We start from the raw sequence: 18292 nt of genomic DNA on the forward strand, positions 1-18292 counted from the left end.
CCGCTGGGTAGGCTGACGGCATGCGCCGCATCCTGATCCTCGGTTCCACCGGCTCGATCGGCACGCAGGCCCTCGACGTCATCCGCTCGCGGCGCGCGCGATTCGAGGTCGTCGGTCTCGCAGTCGGTCGTGATACCGACACCATGGCGGCGCAGGCCGTCGAGTTCGGCGTCGCGCACACGGCGGTCGGCGCCGACGAAGCCGAGCAGCTTGTGCGTGATGTGGATGCCGACGTCGTCCTCAACGGCATCACCGGCTCCGTCGGCCTCGGGCCGACGCTGGCGGCGCTCGAGACGGGACGCACGCTCGCCCTGGCGAACAAGGAGTCCCTCATCGTCGGAGGCGATCTGGTCACCCGGCTCGCCGCACCGGGACAGATCGTGCCCGTCGACTCCGAGCACTCGGCGATCGCGCAGGCGCTGCGCGCCGGCGACACCGGGGAAGTGCGCCGGCTCGTCCTGACGGCATCCGGCGGTCCGTTCCGAGGGCGCACGCGAGACGAGCTGTCGTCCGTGACGCCCGCGGAAGCGCTCGCGCACCCGACGTGGGACATGGGGCGAATGGTCACGACGAACTCTGCGACGCTCGTCAACAAGGGCCTCGAAGTGATCGAGGCCCACCTGCTCTTCGGTGTCGACTACGACGCCATCGACGTTGTCGTGCACCCGCAGTCGATCGTCCACTCGATGGTCGAGTTCGTCGATGGTTCCACGATCGCCCAGGCGTCGCCCCCCGACATGCGGTTGCCGATCTCGCTCGGTCTGGACTGGCCGCACCGGGTCTCCGGCGTCGGCGTGCCGCTCGATTGGACGCGCGCACAGGCGTGGGCCTTCGAGCCGCTCGATGAGACGGCCTTCCCGGCGGTCGCCTTGGCCAAGCAGGTCGGCCGCGCCGGCAGTACCTACCCTGCCGTCTTCAACGCCGCGAACGAGCAAGCGGTCGATGCCTTCCACGAGGGACGATTGAGCTTCACCGGCATCGTCGACACGGTCTCCGCGACCGTGGACGCCCACGACGCGCCCGCGGTGCTGTCTCGAGAGGCGCTCGTCGATGCGGAGAGCTGGGCGCGCCGCGCGGCCGACGCGCGCATCGCGCGCGCCTGAGGCCGCGGACCCGAGTGTCGACGACGCGGATCGGCCCGCCGGGGGGCGGCAGGCCGATCGCTGCACGTCGTCGTGCGACTGATCGGTGTCGGGGGAACCGCGATCAGTACGTCGGCAGGCCGTGCGCGCGGAATTGTGCCCGCACGCGCTCGGTCAGCTCGGGTGCGGGCGCCGGCGTTCCGTCGAGCTCATAGCGACGGCCCAACGCATCCCACTTGTCACGACCCATCTGGTGGAACGGCAGGACCTCGACCCGTGTCACCATGCCGGGCCGGATGAGGGCGAGCGAGGCTGCGTACTCCGCGACCTTCTCCACGTTGTCGACGTCGTCGGTGAGGCCCGGCACCAGCACGAAACGGATCCAGACCTCGGGTCCGTCCGCGCGCTTGGCGAGTCGGCGTCCGAACTCCAGCGTGGGTTCGAGTTCACGCCCGGTGACTTTCCGATACGTGTCGGGGTTGCCGCTCTTGACATCGAGGAGCACGAGATCGACGTCGTCGAGCATCGCATCCGTCGCCGCAGCGCCGAGATAGCCCGACGTGTCCAACGCCGTGTGCACGCCGAGGTCTTTCGCTCCGCGAAGGATGCGCGCGGCGAACGCGGGCTGCATGAGCACCTCGCCGCCGGAGAGCGTGATGCCGCCGCCGGTCGCGCGGAAGACCGCGAGATAGCGGCGGATGCGGGTCAGCAGCTCGTCGCTGGTGACGCTCCGCCCGTTCTTCATGGCCATCGTGTCGGGGTTGTGGCAGTACAGGCACTGAAGCGGGCAACCGCTGAGGAACGTCGTCAGGCGGGTCCCGGGACCATCGACCGCGGTCACCAGCTCCCACGAATGGACCGATCCGAGGCGTCCTTCGCGCATCGCCGTGAGGCGGTCGTGGTGTGAAGCGTCCGAGGTGGTGAGCCCATCGAGACCGGCGCCCGCGCGCCGCAGCGCGGGCGCCTGGAGGGGGACCTCCAGGCGCACCGCGTCGGCGGGGACGTCGCTCTTCACCGCGACGTCACACTCGGGGCGACGCAGGATCGTCGCAGCCATGTCATCGACTCTCTCTGTTGATCCCGCGCGTCAGATCGCGCCGTGGAATGTGCGCGACAGGACATCGAGCTGCTGCTCGCGCGTCAGTCGCACGAAGTTCACGGCGTAGCCGGACACACGGATCGTCAGCTGCGGGTAGTTCTCGGGGTGCTCCATGGCGTCTTCGAGAGTGTCCCGGTTGAGGACGTTGACGTTCATGTGGTAGCCCTGAGAACCGACGTAGGCGTCGAGAAGACCCGCCAGGTTGGCGATCTGCTCGTCCTTCGTCCGGCCGAGACCAGAGGGGACCACCGTGTTGGTCAGCGAGATGCCGTCCTGAGACTGGTCGTAGGGGAGTTTCGCGACTGAGAGAGCGGATGCCAGCATCCCGTGGGTGTCGCGGCCGTTCATCGGGTTGGCACCCGGAGCGAAGGGCTCTCCGGCGCGGCGGCCGTCGGGCGTGTTGCCGGTGGCCTTGCCGTAGACGACGTTCGACGTGATCGTCAGCACCGACTGGGTCGGCATGGCGTTGCGATACATCGGGTGACGACGGATCTTCGCCATGAAACGCTCGACCAGGTCAACGGCGATGTCGTCGGCGCGGTCATCGTCGTTGCCGTACGTCGGGTACTCGCCCTCGGTGATGTAGTCGACCACGACACCGCGATCGTCGAACACCGGGGTGACCGAGGCGTACTTGATCGCCGACAGCGAGTCGGTCGCGACCGAGAGGCCGGCGATGCCGCAGGCCATCGTACGCAGCACGTCCTTGTCGTGGAGCGCCATCTCGAGGCGTTCGTAGGCGTACTTGTCGTGCGACCAGTGGATGCAGTTGAGCGCCTCGACGTAGGTCTCCGCGAGCCAGTCCATCGTGAGGTTGAACCGGGCCATGACGTCATCGAAGTCGAGTCGTCCCTCGGCGACGGGCGCCGCAACGGGGGAGATCTGCTTGCCCGAGACCTCGTCGCGGCCGCCGTTGATGGCGTAGAGGAGGGTCTTGGCGAGGTTGACGCGAGCGCCGAAGAACTGCATCTGCTTGCCGACGCGCATCGGGCTCACGCAGCACGCGATCGCCGCGTCATCGCCCCACGCCGGCCGGATGATCTCATCCGACTCGTACTGGACGGCGGACGTGTCGATCGAGACCTGAGCGCAGAAGTCCTTGAAGCCCTGCGGAAGGTTGGGGCTCCAGAACACCGTCATGTTGGGCTCGGGGGCCGGGCCGAGGTTGTAGAGCGTCTGCAGGTAGCGGAACGAGTTCTTTGTGACGAGGGGACGACCGTCTTCGCCCATACCGCCGATCGTCTCGGTGACCCACGTCGGGTCGCCGGAGAAGAGGGCGTCGTACTCGGGAGTACGCAGGAACCGGACGATGCGGAGCTTGATGACGAAGTCGTCGATGATCTCCTGGGCCTCAGACTCGGTGATGAGGCCGGCGGCGAGATCGCGCTCGATGAAGATGTCGAGGAAGGTCGAGGTGCGGCCGAGCGACATCGCCGCGCCGTTCTGCTCCTTGACGGCACCGAGATACGCGAAGTACAGCCACTGGACGGCTTCACGGGCCGTCTTGGCGGGGCCGGAGATGTCGACGCCGTAGGAGGCAGCCATCTGCTTGAGCTCGCCGAGCGCGCGGATCTGCTCTGCGTGCTCTTCGCGCATCCGCACGACTTCTTCCGTGAACGGCGTCGTGTCGAGGCCGAGCTTGTCGACCTTCTTGGCGGCGATCAGCGCGTCGACGCCGTAGAGCGCGACGCGGCGGTAGTCGCCGATGATGCGGCCACGGCCGTAAGCGTCGGGAAGGCCGGTGATGATGTGTGAGCTGCGTGCGGCGCGCACATTCGGGGAGTAGGCGTCGAACACGCCTTCGTTGTGGGTCTTGCGGTAGGTCGTGAAGACCTCTTTGAGGCTCTGGTCCACCTCGTATCCGTAGGTGTTCAGGGCGCCTTCGACCATCCGCCAGCCGCCGTTGGGCATGATCGCCCGCTTGAGCGGTGCGTCGGTCTGCAGGCCCACGATCACGGTGTCATCGTCGCTGATGTACCCCGGCGCGTGAGCGACGATGCTGGCGGGAGTATGCGTGTCGACGTCGTAGATTCCCTTTTCGCGCTCGGCGGGGAACATGTCGCTGAGGGTCGCCCAGACGCGTGTGGTGCGATCGGTGGGACCGGCGAGGAAGGCGCTGTCACCGGTGTAGGGCGTGTAGTTGCGCTGGATGAAGTCGCGGACGTCGATGTCGTCCTGCCACGGTCCGGTGGTGAATCCGGTCCAGGCGGCGGGCTGCACATCTTGTGCGGCGGGGGTGAGAGTAGTCATCGGGATCGCTTCCTTATCCTCGTGGGATCGGCTCTTCAAGGGAGTCGTGCTCTCAGGTTAAACCTTGTGGTCCGACCACACCGGAAGGTGCACGGAATCGACAATGAAAACGTCGATGACGGCAAGATTCTCGTAGTCAGTCCACAAGCATCCCGCTCTCGGAATGGTGTCAGGACAGCGGGCGCGTGGGGTCCGAAAGCGGGGTCGACTCATCCGGGTACGGAACATGCCACGAGGGCTCCGGGACGGCCCAGCCCGCATCGCGCAGCGCGCGCCGCGCAAGCTCTCGCGCCGAGTAGGGCGTGCGGACGCCGCGGATGTCGCGGTAGTCCTGATGGCCGGGACCGGCCCATAGGACGGCATCACCGTCACCGACGAGCTTCACCGCTTCGAGGATCGCGCGCTCCGGGGGTGAATACTCGTGGATCTCGGCATCCGGCTGCGCGCGCCGAGCGCCTTCGATGAGGGCGCGCCGGATCTCATCCGGATCCTCATGGCGAGGGTGATGGTCGGTGACGATGAGGACGTCGCTGCCGAGCACACCCGTGCGCCCCATATCGTGCCGCTTGGTCTTGTCACGGTCGCCGTCGGCGCCGAACAGCATGACGACACGTCCCGGTGTCACCCGGCGCACCGCGGCGAGCGTCTTCTCGAAGGCGTCCGGTGAGTGTCCGAAATCGACGTACACGGCGGGGCCGGTATCGCCCGAGACCCGCTGGGTGCGTCCCGGAAGATGCGCGTCGATTCGGCCCCCATCGAGTGCGTCGACCAGACGCGTCCAGTCGTAGCCGGCTTCGAGCAGCATGACGATCGCGAGCCCGGCGTTTGCGGCCATGTGCCGGCCGATCACGGGGACCGTTGTCGTGAGCGTCCCGGCCGGGCCCGTGAGGGTGAACTCGGTCCCATCCTGACGCTCCGCAACGATGTCCACGGTCCAGTCGGCGGGACCGTCCGGGTCGGCGGCGATGTCCGGAGTGATGATGGTCACGACGGGCACCTCGCTGCGCGTGGCGACTTCGACACCGTAGGTCGAATCGAGGCACACGACGCCGCGACGGGCGCGGTCGGGACGGAACAGCGGAAGCTTCGCCTCGAAATACTCCCGCATGTCGGCGTAGTCGTCGAGGTGATCGTGGGTGAGATTGGTGAATCCGGCGACGTCGAACACGATGCCGTCGACACGGTGACGGCTGAGGGCCTGGGCGCTCACCTCGACGGCGACCGCCTCGACGCCCCGCTCGCGCATGAGCGCGAGAAGTGCGTGGAATTCGCTCGCTTCGGGGGTTGTCAAGCGTGAGACGATGACGTCGCCGGCGATGTGACGTTCGGCGGTGGAGGACAATCCCGTCACGACGTTCAGCTGACCGAGGATGCCTTCCAGCAGATGGGAGACGCTTGTCTTGCCGTTGGTCCCGGTCGTCGCGAGCAACACCGGGAGGTTCTCGGACGTTCCGTAGACCCAGGCCGAGAGGTCACCGAGGATCGCGCGCGGGTTCGCCACGACGACCATCGGCAGCCCGGCCGGGGCGGCGATGGCGGCGCCGGCGGCATCCGTCACGATCGCGACGGCGCCCTGTTCCGCTGCCGTGGCGGCGAAGTCGGCGCCGTGGCGGTTGACGCCTTGGATCGCCACGAACGCCTCGCCGGCGCGAAGGTCAGCCGTCGCGAGGGTGAGGCCGCTGAGGATCACGTCCGTGGCATCGCCCTCGATCAGGCCGCCGAACCGCTCGGCGAGCTCCACGAGGCGGCGCTCCGGTGGGCGGGAGGGCCGGAGGACGGGAGGCAACTGGGCGGGAGTCGAATCACTGGGCATATCTCGTCCATCCTCTCATCCGGGGGCGGCGAGGCGGGGACGCGAATCCCCGCCTCGCTGTGCTCACGCGCGGCGGCGGAAGAGCGCGACGCCGAGGGCGGCGAGCGCGACGACCAGCGCGCCGCCGGACAGCCACAGGGCCGTCGGGTCGGTGGCGGGGGCAGCCTCGGCGTGGTCGGTCGCCTCGGCGTGCTCATCCGCATCCGCCTCGGCGTGGCCATGACCGTCTGTGGCCGCGACCGCGCCGACGGCGACGATGGGAGCCGGCGCCTCGAGGTCATCCGCGGTCTGACCGTCCGCTGCGACCTCCGCCCACTCGGTTTCGCCGGTGACGCACTCCTGCAGGACCGGGAACGCGACGTCGGAATCGGCGACGGACGACGCGAAAATGACGTCCATCTCGACGCTCGCCGCGATCCCGTTCTCGACCGGAGTGACGGCCGTGTAGGTCAGTTGCGTCGGGATGCCGTCGTCGCCGGTGACGCGGCTGATGGTCCACGCGCCGTCCAGCACCGGGGTTGCCCCGTCGATGCCCTCGGGCAGATCGAACACGAGCGCCGTGGTCGGGGAATCCTCGCATCCGTGGCTGAAGCTGAAGGCCAGGCGCGTCGACGCGCCGGCGCTCGAGTCTTCCGGCGTCACGTGGACATGTGCCGAGGCGGCCAACGGGGCGGCGACGGCAAGGGCGGTCCCGGCAAGGATGCCGGCGAAAAGGCGCGCGCGACGGCGCGCAGGGGTCGTGGTGTTCATGAGATCTCTCTGTGTCTGTGAAAAAGGGGATGCCGCCGGAGCGGCGTTGCTCAGTGAGCGAACGCCGGCGGCCCCCGTCGTGACACACGTGAGGATCGTGGCCGCGTGCGGGCGCGGCTGCCACGAGACCGGGCGGCGCGGGGCGGCGGCCGGCAGGAGTGGGGACTCGGGGAGGAGCAGCAGGCGTCGGATGCCGCGCCCGAGGGCTGCCAGCATCCGTTCGCCGCTCGCGAGAAGAATCGTGGTGACGACCGCGGCCACGGCGTGGCCGGCAGTCATTCCCGCGTCCGCCGAGGAGAACCCGGCCGTGAGGGAGAGGAGGCCGTGGACGTGGCCGTGCAGGGTCGCCGGAGCGTCTGTGCCGACGGCCGCGAAGGCGGTGTGCAGCATCAGTTGCGCAATGGCGACGGTGCCGGCCAGTCGGGGAAGAGAAGGACGACGGCCGATGAGGGCGACCGCGATCGGTGTGGCGAGCACGGCGACCGCGAGCAGGAGCCAGAAGGGCGGTGCCCCGCCACCGGAGAGCGTGTGTGCCGCCCCGGCGACGATCGTCGCCACGAACGCCGCGGCCGACCCGCGGAGCACCCGCAGTCGGCGTGCCCGCATCCGCTCTTTCTGCACGCCTGAAGCCTACCCGCCGAGCAGGGCAGCCCCGGCTGGGCCAATTCCAAGCGTCGGAAGGTAGCGTGATCGCTCGTGACCGTCATTGCCTTCATCATCGGGGTCGTCCTTCTCGTCGTGGGGCTCGCCGTCTCGATCGCGCTCCACGAGATGGGACACCTCCTGCCGGCGAAGAAGTTCGGCCTCCGCGTGGGGCAGTACATGATCGGCTTCGGCCCGACCCTGTGGTCGCGGCGGTTCGGCGAAACCGAGTACGGCATCAAGGCGATCCCGCTCGGCGGGTACATCTCGATGGCTGGCATGTATCCGCCCTCGCCGACGGCGACCGGTGACAGCAAGGCCGGCGGCGGCTTCTTCGCGACCATGGTCCAGGACGCGCGGTCTGCCAATGACGACACGCTCGCGGCCGCCGACACCCACCGGAACTTCTACGAGTTGTCGGTCTGGAAACGTGTCGTCATCATGCTCGGCGGGCCCGTGATGAATCTCCTCCTCGCGTTCGTGCTGTTCGCGATCGTCTTCAGTGGCATCGGCGTGCAGACCGCGACGACGACGATCGCGTCGGTGAACCAGTGCGTGCTGACCGCTGACGATGACCCCGATCGCGCGTGCACGGACGCGGATCCCGCGTCACCGGCGGCTGCGGCCGGCATCCTGCCCGGGGACGTTCTCGTGTCGGTCGACGGGACCCCGGTCGACACGTTCGCCGAGGCGTCCGCGATCATCCAGGCCTCGCCCGGCACCGCTCTCGAGGTCGTCGTCGTCCGAGACGGCACCGAGCGGAGCCTGCAGGCCACCCCCATGCTCGCCGAGCGCCAGGTGCAGGGCGCCGACGGGCAGGTCACGACCGCCGAGGTCGGATTCGTCGGGATGACGGCGACCGTCGAGTACGTCCGTCAGCCGATCTGGTCGGGCCCCGACGCAGCGCTCGAGCAGACGCAGCAGGTGGCCGGGATCATCTGGCAGCTGCCCGCCAAGATCTACCAGACGGCCGCCGACATGGTCACCGGGCAGGAGCGCGACCCGAACGGACCGCTGTCCGTCGTCGGTGCCGGGCGGCTCGCGGGTGAAGTCGCGTCGGTCGATGCGCCCATCCTGAACCGCGTCTCGGGTCTGCTCGGACTCCTCGCGTCACTCAACATCGCGCTGTTCGTCTTCAACCTGATTCCCCTGCTGCCGCTCGACGGCGGCCATGTGGTGGTGGCGCTCTGGGACGGCGTCAAGCGCGCATGGGCGAAGATCTTCGGCCGACCGGCGCCGAAACCGGTCGACGCGACCAAACTCGTCCCGGTGACTTTCGTCGTGGTGGTCGGCCTGATCGTGATGGGCGGCATCCTGATCCTGGCGGACGTCGTCAACCCGATCTCGCTCCTCGGCTGAGCGGCCCGCTCAGCCGAGCGCGTGGGTGACCAGGCGATCGAGTGTGGTGAGCCCGTCGCGCGACAGGATCGACTCGAGGTGGCCCTGCACCGAGGCGTAGCCCGGGCCGCGGAGCGCATACACATCGCCGGATGACGGATCGGCTGAGACCGTCGTCTCGCCGATCACTTCCGTGCCCGCCGGGACCCGCGCCGTGAACGTGTTGTAGAAACCGATGGATGCCGGAGTCCCGAAGATGTCGACGGTCTTCTGCAGGCCCTGATGCGGGGCATCGAGCGGTGCGAGCGAGATTCCGAGGCGATCGGCGAGGATTTGGTGGCTGAGGCACACCGCCAGCAGCGGTCGCTCGGCAGCGAGCCGGGCGTGGACGACGGCGCGCATCGCTGCGATGCGCGCGCTGTCGTCGTCCCGTGGATCGCCGGGCCCGGGGCCGGCCACGACCAGATCGACCGCGTCGAGCGCCCCCGGATCCGCCTCGGTCCAGGGCGTGATCGTGACGGTGAAGCCCAGGTGACGCAATTGGTGGGCGAGCATCGTGGTGAATCGGTCTTCGGCGTCGACGACGACCGCGGTGCGCCCCGTCGCGGGGACTTCTCCGCCCTGTGGGTTGAGCCAGAACGCCGCCAGGCGGGCATTGCGCGACGCGAGCAGGTCGGCGATCGCGGGGTCATCCGCGAGGGCTCGCGCGGGAGCCGTGGGTGCGTCGAGGTCCATGGCGGTCACCGCGACCGTGTCGCGGGGGACCGCTCCGATCGCGCCCAGCACGCCGGCAGCCTTCCCGTGCGTCTCGCCGACCTCGCCGTCCGGATCGGAATGACGCACGAGCGTTGCGCCGACCGGCACCCGCAGTGTGCCGTCCTGGAGATAGGCCGTGCGGATGAGGATCGGGGCATCCAGATCGTGCGTGCCGTCGGCGCGCGGCGTGAAGAGTGCCGCGACACCGGAGTAGTACCCGCGCGGCGCCCGCTCGTGCCGCCGAATGACGGTGCACGCGTTCTGCATGGGGGAGCCGGTCACGGTCGGCGCGAACATGGTCTCCCGGAGGATGTCGCGGGGATCCATCGTGCTCTGGCCGCGGAGCATGTACTCCGTGTGCGTGAGGCGGGACATCTCTTTCAGGTGCGGGCCGGTGATCCGGCCGCCGTCGCTGCAGACCGCCGACATCATCTTCAACTCTTCGTCGACGACCATGAAGAGCTCTTCGGTCTCTTTCGTCGACGAGAGGAATTCGGTGAGCGTCGCGGCCGTCGCCCCTCCGGCCGGGTGGCGGAACGTTCCCGAGATCGGGTTCATCGTGACGACGCCGGCCTGCGCGCTCACATGGGCTTCCGGGCTCGCGCCGACGGCGACATGCCCGTCGGTGACGACGAGGAAGGTCCAATACGCGCCACGCTCATGCTCGAGGAGCGCACGGAACCAGGTGAGTCCGGCGGTGACCGGGTCTTCGTCGATGGATGCCGTGAAATCGCGCCGGATGACGAAGTTCGCGCCCTCCCCACGACCGATCTCGTCGGCGATCACCCGCCGCACGATGTCGGCGTATTCCTCATCGGTGATGTCGAAGCCCGCGTCGTGGAGCGGGACAGGGGCGGAGGGGAGCGCGGCGAGCGCGTCACCCAGCGGAAGGTGGGTGTGGCCGTCGACGACGAGGCACCGCAGCGGTGCGTGGTCGTCGTGGCACTCGAACCCGCGCTCGACGACCTGGCGGAACGGCACGAGGGCGAGCACTTCGCGCGGGGTGCCGGCGGCATCCGTCAACGGAATGTCGGCGAGAAGGGCGACGTCGACGACATCGCCGGTGAGGACCTCGACTGTCGCGCCGTCGCGTGCGATCAGGGCGAACGGGCGACCGGAGCGTCGGAGCGCGTCCAGGTGAGGGGGGCTCGGGATCATCGCCGGGCCTTTCGTGTCATCGGGCGGGCCATCGTCGCGGAAACGAAAAGACCGCCTCGGCGGGCGGTCTGCTGGTTCGAACGCACACACCGCTTCAGCGGGTGGGCCACCACGAGGCGCATGCGAACATGCGGTCACCCTAGCACGCAGCGGGGGCGTCGATCCGGCACCGGAGGTTCGCGGCATCCGCTCAGGTGAACACCGGCCGACAAGCTTCTCGGGGTCGTAGGCTGGGGGCGTGCCAGCAGTCAATCTCGGGATGCCGCGCGTGCCGGAGGTTTTGTCCCCCCGCCGCAAGAGCCGTCAGATCAAGGTCGGAAAAGTCCTCGTCGGCGGTGACGCTCCCATCAGCGTCCAGTCGATGTGCACCACGCCGACGACCAACATCAACGCCACGCTGCAGCAGATCGCTGAGCTGACGGCATCCGGCTGCGAGATCGTGCGCGTCGCGGTTCCCAGTCAGGACGACGCGGATGTGCTGCACATCATCGCGAAGAAGAGTCAGATCCCGGTGATCGCCGACATCCACTTCCAGCCGAAGTATGTCTTCCAGGCGATCGACGCCGGGTGCGCCGCCGTGCGGGTCAACCCCGGGAACATCCGGAAGTTCGACGATCAGGTCGGGTCGATCGCCGCCGCCGCGAAGGCCGCGGGCGTGTCGCTGCGGATCGGCGTGAACGCGGGATCGCTCGACCCGCGTCTGTTGCAGAAGTACGGCAAGGCGACGCCCGAGGCGCTCGCCGAGAGCGCGAGATGGGAAGCATCCCTCTTCGAAGAGCACGACTTCCACGACTTCAAGATCTCGGTCAAGCACAACGACCCGATCGTCATGGTGAAGGCCTACCGCCTGCTCGCCGAGATGGGGGACTGGCCACTGCACCTGGGTGTGACCGAGGCCGGTCCCGCCTTCCAAGGCACGATCAAGAGCGCGACGGCGTTCGGCATCCTCCTCTCGGAGGGCATCGGCGACACGATCCGCGTCTCTCTCTCCGCGCCCCCGGCCGAAGAAGTCAAGGTCGGCCACCAGATCTTGCAGTCGCTCAATCTCCGCGAGCGCAAGCTCGAGATCGTCTCCTGCCCCTCCTGCGGCCGCGCGCAGGTCGACGTCTACTCGCTTGCGGACAACGTCACCGAGGGTCTGAAGGATGTCACCGTTCCGCTCCGCGTCGCGGTCATGGGATGCGTCGTCAACGGTCCGGGTGAAGCGCGCGAGGCCGACCTCGGAGTCGCGTCGGGCAACGGCAAGGGGCAGATCTTCGTCAAGGGCGAGGTCATCAAGACCGTGCCCGAGGCCGACATCGTCGCGACCCTCATCGAGGAAGCGCGGCGCATCGCCGACGAGATGGGCCCCGACGCTCAGATCGGCACCGCGCAGGTCATCACCGCCTGACGTCAGCTCCAGAGTGAGTGGTACGCGTTGATCGCGGGTTGCCCACCCAGGTGCGCGTAGAGCACCGTGGAATCCTTCGGGATGTCGCGTGCGCCGACGAGATCGATGAGGCCGGCGAGGGACTTTCCCTCGTAGACGGGATCGGTGATCATGGCCTCGAGCTGAGCGCCGAGAGCGATCGCCTCCATCGTGGAATCGACCGGGATGCCGTAGAGATCCCCCGCCCACCCCTCGAGTACCTGGATCTCGTCATCGCGGAGATCCCGGCCGAGCTCGATGAGCGCGGCTGTGTCGCGGGCGATGCGCCCGACCTGATCGCGGGTCTTCTCGAGCGTGGCGGAGGCGTCGATGCCGAGAATCCGACGCTTCACCCCCGTGAGGTCCTCCAGCGCGGCGAAGCCGGCGATCATCCCCGCGTGCGTCGAGCCGGTCACGGTGCAGACGACGATGGTGTCGAAGAACACCCCTGTCTGCTTCTCTTGCTCGGCAACTTCGAACGCCCAGTTCGCGAAGCCGAGGCCGCCGAGCGGGTGCTCGGACGCGCCCGCCGGGATCGGATAGGGCGTGCCGCCGGCGCTCTCGACCTCTTCGAGCGCCTGCTTCCACGAATCCCGGATGCCGATGTCGAACCCGGCGTCATCCAGGCGCGAGTCGGCTCCCATCATGCGCGAGAGCAGGATGTTGCCGACCTTGTCGTTGGTGTCGTCGTCCCACGGCACCCATTTCTCCTGCACAAGTCGGGCCTTCAGGCCGAGGTGAGCGGCGACGGCGGCGACGGCACGCGTGTGGTTGGACTGGTAGCCACCGATCGACACGAGCGTGTCGGCGCCGGAGGCGAGCGCGTCGGGAACGATGTATTCGAGCTTGCGCACCTTGTTGCCGCCGAAGGCCAAGCCGCTGTTGACGTCTTCGCGCTTGGCCCACACCTGTGCGCCGCCGAGGTGCTGCGTCAGGCGTTTCAGGTGGTGCACCGGGCTCGGCCCGAACGTGAGCGGGTAGCGGGGGAATTCGTGCAACTTCATGCGCGCGGTCCTTCGGGGTCGGGGTCGGCGGGGGGATCGGTGAGAGGGCCGAGCGTCTGCCAGGTCTGCTGGGCGAGCCGGGCGGCGCCGTCGGCGTCGCCCGCGGCGCACAGGGCGATCAGTCGCTCGTGGCGTTCGACCGATTCGGCGCCCTCGTGGGAGGCGAACCGCAACCGCTCGGCGCGGTGGAGCACCGGCTCGTACTGTGCGATGACCGAGCGGACGGCACCGTTGTCCGAGACCTCGAGCGCCACAGCGTGGAAGTCGGCGTCGGCGCGGAGCGCGGCGTCGATGTCGCCGGCCGACCGCGCGGCGGCGAAGGTGACGTTCGCGCGCCGCATGCGATCCAGGTCGCGGTCGCCGAGGAGCGGCACGGCCTGACGCACCGCGAGTGCGTGCATCGCCGCCACGACCGCCCGAGCATCGCGGACACTACGTTGGTCGATCGGGGTGACGACCGTCGAACGCCCGGGGATCGCTCGGACGAGTCCGGCTCGGCCGAGTTCGAGCAACGCTTCACGGACAGGGGTGCGGCTGACGCCGAGCCAGGTAGCGAGCTCGCCGTCGCGGAGCTGCTCGTCGGGGGCCAGAGTGCCGTCGACGATCGCATCGCGGAGACGCGTGAAGACATCGTCGCGGAGAAGTCCGCGCGGCGGCAGGGTCTCAGACGGGATGGGCACGATATGCAATATATCGCACGATCGTCGCCGTTCTTTCGCCCGCAGGTGCACCGAGCGTGTGTTCGGACGACAGGAAGTTCTGGCCCGATGCCCCCAAACCGGCCAGGTCGAGGGGGTGCGGTCCGAAATCTCCTGTCAGCCGAACGGCGAGTGTGCCGTTCTCCGACCAGGTCCGACCAGCGGCTCACGCGGGGACGAGCGTGACCGTTCCATCCGGGATCGACACGGACGCGAGCCGGAGGCGCACGTCGCTGCCCGGCTCGGCATCGAGGTCCTTCACCTTCGCGACCACCGGCGGATCGGTCAGTTGCACGCGGGTGCCGTCGCCGCTCTGGCGCAGGACGATCCCTTCGAAGACCTGGCCCTCGCGCCCCTGCAACAGGGCTGCTTCGACGCGGTCGAGGGCGCCCGCGGCGAGCTGACTGGCTTTCTGCGAGCTCCGCGCCATCAGGTCCGGAAGGGCTTCGAGGCTGTCGCGAGCCCACGCGGGGACCTCCCGTCCGTTCGCCAGCGCCTCGCAAACGACCAGGGACCACCGGTCGACGAGCCGGCGCAGCGGCGCCGTGGTGTGGGCGTAGGCCGCGCCGATCGCGGCCTGGGTGATCTCTTCGGGCACGGCGCCGTCGAAGGCGACGTACCCCGCGCCGCGGAAGAGGCCGGCCGCGTACTCTCGTACGGCGCGCTCGAGGGGGCCACGTCCGAGGTCGCGCAGGTAATCGCCGTAGGGCACGCCCTCCCGCCAGGGCACCCCGAGCGCGACGGTCTGCGCGCGGAAAGCCGCGACGGCCGCGGGATCGGCCGGCGGCATCGTCCGCAGGATGCCGACTCTGCCACGCACCATGATCTCGGCGGCGGCCATTCCCGTCAGTAGCGACACATGAGCGTTCCAGTCCTCGAGTGGCACGCCCTCCGATTGCTCGATCCGATACCCGTCGCCCTCGGCGACCACCCGCGTCTCGGGGAGATTCAGGCTCGCGCCCCCGCGATCACGCTCCCGCTCGGCCCGTTGGTGTCCGAACCATTCCAGGGCCGCGATCGATGCAGGCGCATCACCGGCATCGATCGCCCGCTGGGCGTCGTGATAGTTCCACTGCGCACGCGAGCGCACGATCGCGCGCACCAGCGTCGTCTCCCGTGGGCGTGCCCCCTCGTCGAGGTCGAACCGCCAGACGTACGCGCGACGGTCGCGGTCCGGGAGCAGCGACGCGGCGTCCTCGCTGACGACGGGCGGATGCAGCGGAATCCGCCCGTCCGGCGCGTACAACGTCTGGCCGCGTCGGCGGGCCTCGGCGTCCACCGGGCCATCCGGCGTGACGTACGCGGGCACATCGGCGATCGCGTAGTGGAGCACCGCGCCGGATGCCGTCCGTTCCAGGTGCAGCGCCTGATCGAGGTCGGTGGAGCCCTCAGGGTCGATCGTGAGGAACTCGATGCCGCGGAGGTCGGCGAGGCCGGAGGTGACCGTGTCGGCGGAAACCGTCTCCGCGGCGTGTGTGGCCGCAGCCTCCACCTCGAGAGGGAAGGCTGCGGGCAGGTCGAGTTCTGCGCGCAGTGCCTGCAGGGCGGCAGTGAGCTCGCCGCGGGCGATCGGAGGGACGAGGCGCGAGCGGCGAGGAAGCACGGGGCCAGTGTAGGCGGAGCCCCGCCGACGGAGAGGGAACGGCTGGCTAAGCTTGGTCCTCGTGGTCACCCGTCTCAGCACCTTCTTCCTCCGCACGCTCCGTGAAGACCCGGCCGATGCCGAAGTCACCAGCCATCGGCTCCTCGTGCGCGCCGGATACATCCGTCGCGCCGCCCCCGGCATTTTCACCTGGTTGCCGCTGGGGTTGAAGGTCAAGGCGAAGATCGAGGGCATCATCCGCGACGAGATGGCCGCGGCGGGTGCCTTCGAAGTGCACTTTCCCGCTCTGCTGCCGCGTGACCCGTACGAGCAGTCTGGACGATGGACCTCCTACGGCGACGGGATCTTCCGACTGCAGGACCGTCGCGGCGCTGACTATCTGCTCGCGCCCACGCACGAGGAGATGTTCACGCTGCTCGTGAAGGATCTCTACTCGTCCTACAAGGACCTGCCCCTGACGATCTACCAGATCCAGGACAAGTATCGCGACGAAGCGCGTCCCCGCGCGGGCCTTCTGCGTGGTCGTGAGTTCACGATGAAGGACGCGTACTCCTTCGACTACACCGATGACGGTCAGGATGCCTCCTACCAGTCGCAACGGGACGCCTACGAGCGCATCTTCCAGCGGCTCGGGCTCGAGTACGTCATCGTCGCTGCCGACAACGGCCTGATGGGTGGGGCGCGCAGCGAAGAGTTCCTGCACCCGATCGCGGTGGGCGAAGACTCCTTCGTCCGCTCGGCGGGCGGCTACGCGGCCAACGTCGAGGCGTTCACGACGGTCGCCCCGGAACCGACTCCGGTGGAGGGACTGCCTGCGCCGGTGATCTTCGACTCGCCGAACACGCCCACGATCGATACGCTCGTCGCCCACTCGAACGCCGTGCTGGAGGGGGAGTACACCGCCGCCGACACGCTGAAGAACGTCGTGCTGGCCCTCACGCACCTGGACGGATCGCGCGAGCTCGTCGTCGTCGGTCTTCCCGGCGACCGCGACGTCGATGACAAGCGCGCCGAGGTCGCGTTCGCTCCCGCGGCGGTCGAAGCCGCGACGCCCGAGGACTTCGAAAAGCACCCGCTGCTCGTCAAGGGATACATCGGTCCCTGGTCGCCGGAGGGTGCGATCCTCGGCGAGGAGTCGGCCACCGGCATCCGCTACCTCTTGGATCCGCGGGTCGTGGAAGGAACCGCGTGGATCACCGGTGCCAACGTCGACCAGAAGCACGTGCACTCACTCGTCGCCGGCCGCGATTTCGTCGGCGACGGATTCGCCGAGGTGGCGAACGTCCGCGCCGGCGACCCGGCGCCGGATGGCTCGGGTCCCGTGGAGATCGCGCGCGGCATGGAGATCGGTCACGTCTTCGCGCTCGGTCGCTTCTTCGCCGAGACGCTGGGGCTCAAAGTCCTCGATGAGAACGGCAAGCTCGTCACGGTGACGATGGGGTCGTACGGGATCGGCGTGACGCGCATCCTCGCGATCCTCGCCGAGCTCAACAACGACGCCAAGGGTCTCGTCTGGCCGGCGTCGATCGCCCCCTTCGACGTGCACGTGGTGGCTACGGGCCGCGACCAGGCGGCGTTCGCGTTGGCCGAGCAGGTGTCGGCGCAGCTCGACGAGGCGGGCCTCGACGTGCTCTACGACGACCGGCCGAAGGTCTCTCCCGGGGTCAAGTTCGGTGATGCCGAGTTGGTCGGCGTGCCGCTGATCGTGATCGTCGGCCGCGGGGCTGCCGACGGCGAAGTCGAGCTCTGGGACCGCCGCACGGGCGAGCGTGAGGTCATTGCCGTCGCCGAGGCTGTCGCCCGACTCACCACGTCCCGCTAGATCGGCTCGTCATGGACATCGAGCCCGTAGCCGGTCCACCCCACTACGCTCGGACGCAAGCTCGCCCGGGCCGGGGTCCGCCCCCGAGTCGCCCGCAACTATGCCATGCTCGCCCTTGCCACAGACCTGCCCGCAGCCGTCGTGGCCACCCAGCTGGGCCTCACCGCCCAGACCACGAGTCGATGGGCTCAGTTTTCCCAACGGGACAGTATCGAGTACATCGTCGCGCGGACGAACCCGTAGCCCACCGATGTCCTGAGTCATCACACCCGTGGCCGACCGATCGAGACCGGCGGAGAGGACAGTCAGCGCGAGCCACTCTCGGGGAGTGTGCAGTGCGATAGTGGCATGCCGGGTGTCACGACTCGACAGCGATGCCACCACGGGCGCGGTCCCGCGTGATAGCGCGGCCGAGAGCGAGGAACAGAAGCACCATCGCAGTGGTGAGCAGGATGTGGCCGGTTCCGGCGATCCCGGCGATCATCTTGGTGGACTCTTCGCCGAGCACGGTGAGGATGCCGTGCCAGATCAGCATCGCTGAGGTGAGGATGACGCCGGCGTTGTAGAGCCAGAAGAACCACCCGAACAGCTTGCTGCTGGAGAGCGTGAACAGTTTCTCGAGTGCGAGCACGATGAGCAGCACGAGGAAACCGAGCGTGAGCAGGTGGGTGTGCGCGAGGCCGAGTTGCGTGAACTGTCCCTCAGGGAAATCGTTGAGCTTGGTGAATTCCCGGTAGAACAAGCCGGACAGCACACCGATGACCATGTAGGCGAATGAGGAGTAGAAGAGGCGACGCATGAGTTTCCTTTCGAAGTCATCTTCCGCGTTCGTCGCTTCTGACGACGGGGGGATCATTCGAACGGTTGAG

14 protein-coding genes are annotated in these 18292 nt (G+C 68.5%); 5 read left to right on the top strand and 9 right to left on the bottom strand.

Annotated elements, in window-relative coordinates:
* Positions 1-20 precede the first annotated feature (20 nt).
* Positions 21-1103 carry a 1-deoxy-D-xylulose-5-phosphate reductoisomerase gene (gene dxr / locus Q0653_RS08930; RefSeq protein ID WP_298944309.1) on the top strand — a complete coding sequence of 361 codons (1083 nt, stop codon included), beginning with the start codon at positions 21-23 and terminating at the stop codon, positions 1101-1103.
* A 103-nt stretch (positions 1104-1206) separates the two neighbouring features.
* Here dxr and pflA read toward each other — a convergent pair whose 3' ends face one another.
* The 4 genes from pflA to Q0653_RS08950 all read right to left on the bottom strand — a co-directional run bounded on the left by pflA (position 1207) and on the right by Q0653_RS08950 (position 7615).
* Complete coding sequence (gene pflA / locus Q0653_RS08935; RefSeq protein WP_298944310.1) at positions 1207-2139, bottom strand: pyruvate formate-lyase-activating protein; 933 nt, start codon at positions 2137-2139, stop codon at positions 1207-1209.
* A gap of 30 nt (positions 2140-2169) precedes the next feature.
* Positions 2170-4431 (bottom strand): formate C-acetyltransferase, encoded by a 2262-nt coding sequence (gene pflB / locus Q0653_RS08940; RefSeq protein WP_298944311.1) that lies wholly within the window; start codon positions 4429-4431, stop codon positions 2170-2172.
* Positions 4432-4600: 169 nt separating this feature from the next.
* Positions 4601-6244 carry a UDP-N-acetylmuramoyl-L-alanyl-D-glutamate--2,6-diaminopimelate ligase gene (locus Q0653_RS08945; RefSeq protein ID WP_298944312.1) on the bottom strand — a complete coding sequence of 548 codons (1644 nt, stop codon included), beginning with the start codon at positions 6242-6244 and terminating at the stop codon, positions 4601-4603.
* A 63-nt stretch (positions 6245-6307) separates the two neighbouring features.
* Positions 6308-7615 carry a DUF1775 domain-containing protein gene (locus Q0653_RS08950; protein ID WP_298944313.1) on the bottom strand — a complete coding sequence of 436 codons (1308 nt, stop codon included), beginning with the start codon at positions 7613-7615 and terminating at the stop codon, positions 6308-6310.
* A gap of 75 nt (positions 7616-7690) precedes the next feature.
* Between Q0653_RS08950 and Q0653_RS08955 the strand changes: the two genes are divergently transcribed.
* Positions 7691-8995, top strand: a complete 1305-nt coding sequence (locus Q0653_RS08955) for a site-2 protease family protein (protein ID WP_298944314.1) — start codon at positions 7691-7693, stop codon at positions 8993-8995.
* A gap of 9 nt (positions 8996-9004) precedes the next feature.
* Here the strand turns inward: Q0653_RS08955 and Q0653_RS08960 are convergent, their stop codons facing one another.
* Positions 9005-10888, bottom strand: coding sequence for a chorismate-binding protein (locus Q0653_RS08960; protein WP_298743558.1), 1884 nt, complete (start codon positions 10886-10888; stop codon positions 9005-9007).
* 238 nt (positions 10889-11126) lie between these two features.
* Between Q0653_RS08960 and ispG the strand changes: the two genes are divergently transcribed.
* Complete coding sequence (gene ispG, locus Q0653_RS08965; protein ID WP_298743560.1) at positions 11127-12278, top strand: flavodoxin-dependent (E)-4-hydroxy-3-methylbut-2-enyl-diphosphate synthase; 1152 nt, start codon at positions 11127-11129, stop codon at positions 12276-12278.
* Positions 12279-12280: 2 nt separating this feature from the next.
* On the opposite strand, the gene Q0653_RS08970 is transcribed toward ispG, so the two are convergent.
* The 3 genes from Q0653_RS08970 to Q0653_RS08980 form a co-directional block, all read right to left on the bottom strand.
* Positions 12281-13300 (bottom strand): 1-aminocyclopropane-1-carboxylate deaminase, encoded by a 1020-nt coding sequence (locus Q0653_RS08970; protein ID WP_298944315.1) that lies wholly within the window; start codon positions 13298-13300, stop codon positions 12281-12283.
* A complete protein-coding gene (locus Q0653_RS08975) occupies positions 13297-13980 on the bottom strand; it encodes a GntR family transcriptional regulator (RefSeq protein WP_298944316.1) in 684 nt (227 codons plus the stop codon). Before Q0653_RS08975 ends, Q0653_RS08970 begins: the two co-directional genes overlap by 4 nt.
* A 184-nt stretch (positions 13981-14164) precedes the next feature.
* On the bottom strand, positions 14165-15601 hold the full coding sequence (locus Q0653_RS08980) for an RNB domain-containing ribonuclease (RefSeq protein ID WP_298944317.1): 1437 nt from the start codon (positions 15599-15601) through the stop codon (positions 14165-14167).
* Positions 15602-15662: 61 nt separating this feature from the next.
* Between Q0653_RS08980 and Q0653_RS08985 the strand changes: the two genes are divergently transcribed.
* Both Q0653_RS08985 and Q0653_RS08990 read left to right on the top strand, forming a co-directional pair.
* On the top strand, positions 15663-17423 hold the full coding sequence (locus tag Q0653_RS08985; protein WP_298944318.1) for a proline--tRNA ligase: 1761 nt from the start codon (positions 15663-15665) through the stop codon (positions 17421-17423).
* Between the two features lie 105 nt (positions 17424-17528).
* A complete protein-coding gene (locus Q0653_RS08990; RefSeq protein WP_298944319.1) occupies positions 17529-17666 on the top strand; it encodes a hypothetical protein in 138 nt (45 codons plus the stop codon).
* A 115-nt stretch (positions 17667-17781) separates the two neighbouring features.
* Here Q0653_RS08990 and Q0653_RS08995 read toward each other — a convergent pair whose 3' ends face one another.
* Positions 17782-18222 (bottom strand): DUF2871 domain-containing protein, encoded by a 441-nt coding sequence (locus Q0653_RS08995; RefSeq protein WP_298743783.1) that lies wholly within the window; start codon positions 18220-18222, stop codon positions 17782-17784.
* Positions 18223-18292: the final 70 nt, after the last annotated feature.

The organism is uncultured Microbacterium sp. (assembly GCF_947488465.1).
GTDB lineage: Bacteria > Actinomycetota > Actinomycetes > Actinomycetales > Microbacteriaceae > Microbacterium.

What these genes read in the sequence shown, in the direction of transcription:
- dxr (WP_298944309.1), top strand. Translation starts at nt 21, where the DNA reads ATGCGCCGCATCCTGATCCTCGGTTCCACCGGCTCGATCGGCACGCAG.
- pflA (WP_298944310.1), bottom strand. Translation starts at nt 2,139, where the DNA reads ATGGCTGCGACGATCCTGCGTCGCCCCGAGTGTGACGTCGCGGTGAAG.
- pflB (WP_298944311.1), bottom strand. Translation starts at nt 4,431, where the DNA reads ATGACTACTCTCACCCCCGCCGCACAAGATGTGCAGCCCGCCGCCTGG.
- Q0653_RS08945 (WP_298944312.1), bottom strand. Translation starts at nt 6,244, where the DNA reads ATGCCCAGTGATTCGACTCCCGCCCAGTTGCCTCCCGTCCTCCGGCCC.
- Q0653_RS08960 (WP_298743558.1), bottom strand. Translation starts at nt 10,888, where the DNA reads ATGATCCCGAGCCCCCCTCACCTGGACGCGCTCCGACGCTCCGGTCGC.
- Q0653_RS08970 (WP_298944315.1), bottom strand. Translation starts at nt 13,300, where the DNA reads ATGAAGTTGCACGAATTCCCCCGCTACCCGCTCACGTTCGGGCCGAGC.
- Q0653_RS08990 (WP_298944319.1), top strand. Translation starts at nt 17,529, where the DNA reads ATGCTCGCCCTTGCCACAGACCTGCCCGCAGCCGTCGTGGCCACCCAG.
- Q0653_RS08995 (WP_298743783.1), bottom strand. Translation starts at nt 18,222, where the DNA reads ATGCGTCGCCTCTTCTACTCCTCATTCGCCTACATGGTCATCGGTGTG.